Origin of the sequence: Viridibacillus sp. NPDC096237 (assembly GCF_050278625.1) — a bacterium.
Lineage (GTDB): Bacteria > Bacillota > Bacilli > Bacillales_A > Planococcaceae > Viridibacillus.
On the sequence record NZ_JBNNTI010000086.1, the window covers coordinates 1 to 5,648 of the forward strand.

General features: G+C 42.8%; 2 protein-coding genes and 3 pseudogenes. 2 read left to right on the forward strand and 3 right to left on the reverse strand.

Annotated elements, in window-relative coordinates:
* Positions 1–206: 206 nt before the first annotated feature.
* Both ACQKMD_RS21500 and ACQKMD_RS21505 read right to left on the reverse strand, forming a co-directional pair.
* A pseudogene (locus tag ACQKMD_RS21500) lies at positions 207–680 on the reverse strand (RNA-guided endonuclease InsQ/TnpB family protein); the annotation flags it as partial.
* Between the two features lie 223 nt (positions 681–903).
* Positions 904–2,697: a response regulator gene (locus ACQKMD_RS21505; protein ID WP_427754581.1), complete on the reverse strand. Its 1,794-nt coding sequence runs from the start codon at positions 2,695–2,697 to the stop codon at positions 904–906.
* Between the two features lie 292 nt (positions 2,698–2,989).
* Here ACQKMD_RS21505 and ACQKMD_RS21510 point away from each other — a divergent pair, with 292 nt between their 5' ends.
* Together ACQKMD_RS21510 and ACQKMD_RS21515 are read left to right on the forward strand one after the other, a co-directional pair.
* On the forward strand, positions 2,990–4,174 hold the full coding sequence (locus tag ACQKMD_RS21510) for a serine hydrolase domain-containing protein (RefSeq protein ID WP_427754583.1): 1,185 nt from the start codon (positions 2,990–2,992) through the stop codon (positions 4,172–4,174).
* Positions 4,175–4,461: 287 nt separating this feature from the next.
* Positions 4,462–4,995 (forward strand): annotated as a pseudogene (locus ACQKMD_RS21515) (IS66 family transposase); the annotation flags it as partial.
* 3 nt (positions 4,996–4,998) lie between these two features.
* On the opposite strand, the pseudogene ACQKMD_RS21520 reads toward ACQKMD_RS21515, so the two are convergent.
* Positions 4,999–5,398 (reverse strand): annotated as a pseudogene (locus tag ACQKMD_RS21520) (IS4 family transposase); the annotation flags it as partial.
* Between the last annotated feature and the right edge of the window lie 250 nt (positions 5,399–5,648).

Here is a 5,648-nt window from a genome sequence, read left to right on the forward strand (position 1 = left end):
GACGTTGACGTGACATAGTAGCACGCTCCTTTAAGTTGGTAGTCTAAGTGTAATAGCCCTTATTTTTTTTGTCCAACTTAGTGTAGCCGATTCAACTCTTATGAGCTTAATTGAAGTGGGGGCTTCTCGACTCATCATTGCTTTTAATAGCCAACGAAAATTGACCGAGCTAACCCTCTTGTTCCAAAAGTTTTTGTTTTTATCATTTATGCTAACGTTAATAAGTGTCTTGCTTCGTTTTTGATATTAATTGCGGAGTTGTAATCCCTGTCAATCACAGTGCCACAAGAACACTTATAAGTACGTTCAGATAGTGACATAATCTTCTCTGTTCCACAGCATGAACATAGTTTTGTAGACGGAAACCATTTATCAATTTTGATTAGTTGTTTTCCTTGTTCTTCAAGTTTGTATTTAAGGAAAGTAGTAAATACACCCCAACCATTGTCAGCTACACTTTTACCATAGTTAAGTGTTTTAGACATACCTTTCATATTCAAGTCTTCAATCGCTACAACATCAAAATTAGTAGCTAATTCTTTAGACTTTTGATGAAGAAAGTTTTTGCGTTGATTGGCTACTTTCTCATGTAGTTTTGTATACGATACGTTGTTCCACCTTAAAATTGGGTTATCACCCTTCAAGAATTTTTGAAGATGGAGAATTCTTTCGGATAGAGCGTTAAAAATAAAAAAACATACAAGGCGCTAATAAATTTAAATAGTGTGTTGATCCAAGGAGGATTAATGCGCTTTTTTATTGAAAAACAGTTTAAATTTCTAAATGGTTCAAACTACTATTATATGACTTTAACTTGTTAAGATTGCATGATAAACGATTTGAATATTACGGGGAAGAAGCATTTGAAAAAAACAAGAGAAAAATCGGAAAGTTCTCCAGCGCCTACACTATATTCTCCGTTCGCGCCATTTCTATTGCTTCTTCGCGGTTGTTGACGTCGAGCTTCGAGTAGAGATTCGAGCAGTAATTTCTGATCGTTCCCTCCGATAAAAATAGCTTGGCGGCGATCGACTTGTAGCGCAACCCGTTTGACAGATGCTCCAGAATCTCCATCTCGCGTTTCGTAAGCCCGTACGGGTAGTTTTCCTTACTTGAGCCGATCTTCTCCAACTGCTCGCGTTGACGCCTCATCTCTTCGAAAACACGCGTAGCGACCGATTGGTCGATCCAGGTTCCTCCGTTATAAATAAGTTTCAAGGCTTCCTTCATCTCACGCGGATGAATCGACTTCAGAATGTAGCCTTCCGCCCCGCGCTCCAATGCAGTTGCTGCCTGCAAGGTATCCTCAAACGTTGACATGAGCACAATCTTCATATCAGGCCATCGCTGTTTCATCTCAAGTAAAGCTTCAAGCCCGTCCATTCCCTGCATGCGAATATCCATTAGCACGATATCCGGCTGCGACCGCTCACAATTTTCTAATGCTTCGCATCCGTCCCGCGCCTTACCAACGACGGTAAAATCAGCATGCTGATCCAAAAGTTGCTCCAAACTGTCGGTAATGATCGCCTGGTCATCAACGATCAGCAGGCGGATCGTGTCATGTACTGGCTCTGTCTGCAACAGAATATTACATATGACGAAAGTTCCTTGCCCAGACCCGGAATGAACGGACAGCGTGCCATGAAATAGTTCAAGCCGTTCCTTCACCCCATTGAGCCCGAATCCGAATTGGATTTCTTCCATTCCGATGCCGTTATCTTCGATCTGTAACCGGAGCTGCTGACTATCGAAATGCAGTTGAACGGATATCACGCTCGCCTGGCCGTGCCGAACCGCGTTGGTTAGAGACTCTTGAAGGCAGCGATACAGACAAAATTTTATTTTTTGCATAACGAAAGTCTCATTGCCGATCACACGAAATTTGACCGTTATACCTGTCGACTTCATAAACTTTTCGGTTAATTGCCGCAGCGATTCACTTAACGAATGGTTTAACAGAGTATGAGAAAGCTGGTGCAGATGCTTTCGGATATCATCCAGACTGTGCTGGGCAATACCGACAAGCGAATCGATCCTCTCGATCTGCGAATCCGGCACGGACGTTCGTAGCGATTCGACGCCAACGATGAGCGAGGTAAGCGCATGGCCAATCGTGTCATGCAGCTCATGTGAAAGCCGGCTGCGCTCCTCTATCAGTGTAAGCTCCTCAATCCGCTTAATATGCTGCTCCAGCAACAACTTCTGCTCTTGAATAATTCGGGCTTGCTTATGGGACTGAATTAATATACTAAACGCGATACCGATGGCAAAACCAAGGCTGCAGCTAACGATAAACTCATACGGGAGACGATCAGCGATCCAACCGTTCAATGCAGGGAATACGATTCCACAGAGGACGCCTGTCCACATATAGGTTTTTCGACTGCTCTCCAAGCCGATAATCATCACGAGTAAAACGAAAGACCAAAGCAATTCCGGCGCTACGTAGGCTAAATAAAGATGAAAAAATCCCGCTGCCGTGACATCGACTGCAAGATACCGGTCTTCTTTCCTATAGCGGACGATTAATGGAACGAGGTAAACGACAAAAGCAAGAGAAAGAACAATCCAAAGCGACGCATCGATTAATGACGGATTGATAAAATCAGCGCTTGTGATTATGACCAGCCAAATCGTTCGTATGGCCACAAATATCCAATCATACCAGAACCATTTTTTCATTATGGAGAACACGGATTATGAACACCTACTTGTATTTTTTTTCAAACCAATTGCCGAATGAATCAGAGCTATCATGCACCATTACTTCCCGATCCGTCAAGCTAATGAGGGGGATGGTTAGAATTTAGCTTAGAAAGTACGTCATATATGACAGTTGACAGTTTGTCATGCGTTATAAGTGACAGGTCCAAATAAGATGTCATCAAAAGTTTAGCGGTTTTATCACTGTTCGATTTTACAATTACGGAGGTAAGATGAGGGGGTAAATCAGAACAACATTCCAAAATAATAGGAGCGATGCATTATGAAATCATTCACCATTCAAAAAGGAGTTGCACTTACTTTAACAGCTATATTGGCGGGTCCACTGGCTTTCCATGCTTATGGAACTGTCCACGCAAAAGATCAGACGGCAACCTACCAAGCTATCGATAAAGTTGGCAATAACGAGAAAGAAAAGAAAAGAAAGCATCGGGAAGAAGTCAAACGCGTCATGGATCAAGTAGTTACCACCAAAGGAGTCCCAAGTGTCATAGCTGGCGGTCTACAGGACGGGAAAAGCTGGTCTTACGCTACAGGTACAGCAAGTTACGAAGTACCACGCCCGGTGGAGTCCGATTTCTCATTCCGTATTGGAAGCATTTCGAAGACGTTCACCGCCTCCGTTGTATTGCAGTTGGCTGACGAGAAAAAATTGAATCTGGATGATTCGGTCGAAAAATGGCTGCCAGGGGTCATAAAAGGTAAAGGGTATGATGGCAATAAAATTACGATTCGTCAGTTATTGAATCATACAAGTGGGCTTGCTAGCTATACAGATTTGGATTTCCGAGATATTACTTTGCCTCAAAATCCGTACCGTTACTATTCCGTCGATGAGCTTATCGGCATGGGATTTTCAAAGCCGCCTGTATTTGCGCCAGGGAAGGGCTGGAACTATTCCAACATGAATACTGTACTAGCCGGTCAAATTATTCAGAAGGTAACAGGAGAAACGTATGCGGAGCAGATCAGGAAACGTTTCATCATACCTCTTGGGATGACAGGAACATTTGTGATGGGAAATAGTCACGAAATTCCGGGTAAGCATGCCACAGGATATAATATGGACAGATCGGGTCATTTGTATGATCTTACAGAAATGAATCAATCATGGGCAAATGCAGCCGGAGATATAGTCTCAACAACCATAGATTTGACTACCTTCTTCAGTGCGCTGTTGGGCGGGGAGCTTCTATCTCAAGAGATGATGGACCAGATGCACACAACAGTAGATGGACCTTTTGGTAAAGTCGGACTAGGAATTTATGAATTTAAAACAGCGGACGGGCAATCCTACTGGGGGCATGCCGGCGGTACTTTCGGATATGAATCGAGAGCCGTTGGATCTCTAGACGGGAAGCATATTTTGATAACAGCCATCAACGCGGTAGGCCCGGTAGTGTCGACGGCTCACGATAAAATAATCAATAAGGAGTTTGGCCGTTAAGTTTAAAGCCGACATCGCCCCCTTTATTTGAGAGCGGTGTCGGTTTTCTTGCTGAGATTGCAGTCTCTTCATGGGAAGCGATTGGATTAATTCATATTCTTCGAGTTGTGCCGCCAATTGATCAATCTCACGCTCTAACGTAGAAAGTTGTTGGCGGTACGCTTGAAGTAAATCAATATACATATTCAGACTGATGAGAAGGCTTTGATAAAGCGTTGACTGAAATGGGTTGCGTTCCGCAGCTGTGATTAATCTCTCAGCTCTTTCATGCGCCCAATGAAGTACCCGAACCAGTTGTTGAAACCATCACCTATCGTCGTAAAAAGAAACGCGGTCATAGGGATGAGTCCGTTCAAAACCTTCCTATCGAAACGATGGAATATCGTTTGGCTGACGAAGAACAGGTTTGTTCGTGCTGTGGTGGTGCTTTGCATGAGATGAGTGTAGAAGTCCGTAAGGAAATGACGATTGTTCCTGTAGAAGTACAGGTAACAGAACATAAGAAATACGTATATGCTTGCCGCAAAATGTGAACTAGATGAGGTTTCCACACCGATCGTGACTGCGAATATGCCAGCTCCTGCCTTTCCAAAAAGCCTCGCTTCCCCGTCCATTATGGCGTATATCATGACTCAAAAATATGTAGAGGGAGTGCCTCTTTATCGTCAGAAAAAGCATTTTGAACGGATGGGAATCTACTTATCACGTCAAACGATGGGAAATGGGTTATTATACGGGGCTGATCAATGGTTAGTGATATTGTATAAAGGATGCATGAGCATCTACTTGCTCGAACCATCCTTCATGCGGATGAAACAACCTCCAAAGGAATCAGGTAGCTGAAATACAGTCGCATCTAAAATCCGAATACGTTTGAAAGTAGAAATCATGTCTGAAGAAAGTGATTGATTTAAACAGATTTTTTGTGTTAACAGCGAAGTAAAGACTTCACGGAGGAATGTGACAGCTGCTGGATTAAAGGGTTGATTCAACCCTTCTGGGCTCATTAGTACACCCGTTGAAGCCTCTAAACGACTACATAATTTGTACTAGCGACTTTTGGCTGAGTCAAACGCAAAGGGCGATGAGTTCAGCTGCTTGATACTTACTAGATCGCTGTACAAAGCCCATCTGTTTGGCAGTTTCTTGTAGGACTAATGGAGATAGAAAGCGTTGTAATTCTTTCGCAAAAAGTGTCAGTTCATTAAAGATGATAGGATTCATAAAAAAAAACATCCTTTCTCGTAAACTTCTTACGATAAGCATAGCGTTTCGTTATTGGAGGTATTGTTTTTACTTAGCTTGATGGGCATGTGGCGGTACCCTATGCCCATCAAGCTAAGGTGAATTTGTATTATCATAACTTAAAAAACGCTATCCTTCTTGTAGAAATATACAGGAAGGATGGCGTTTTCTATAAAGTTTTTCTGTTTCAAACGAAATGAATCTCTTTTCTCAAGAACTCCAAAACTAC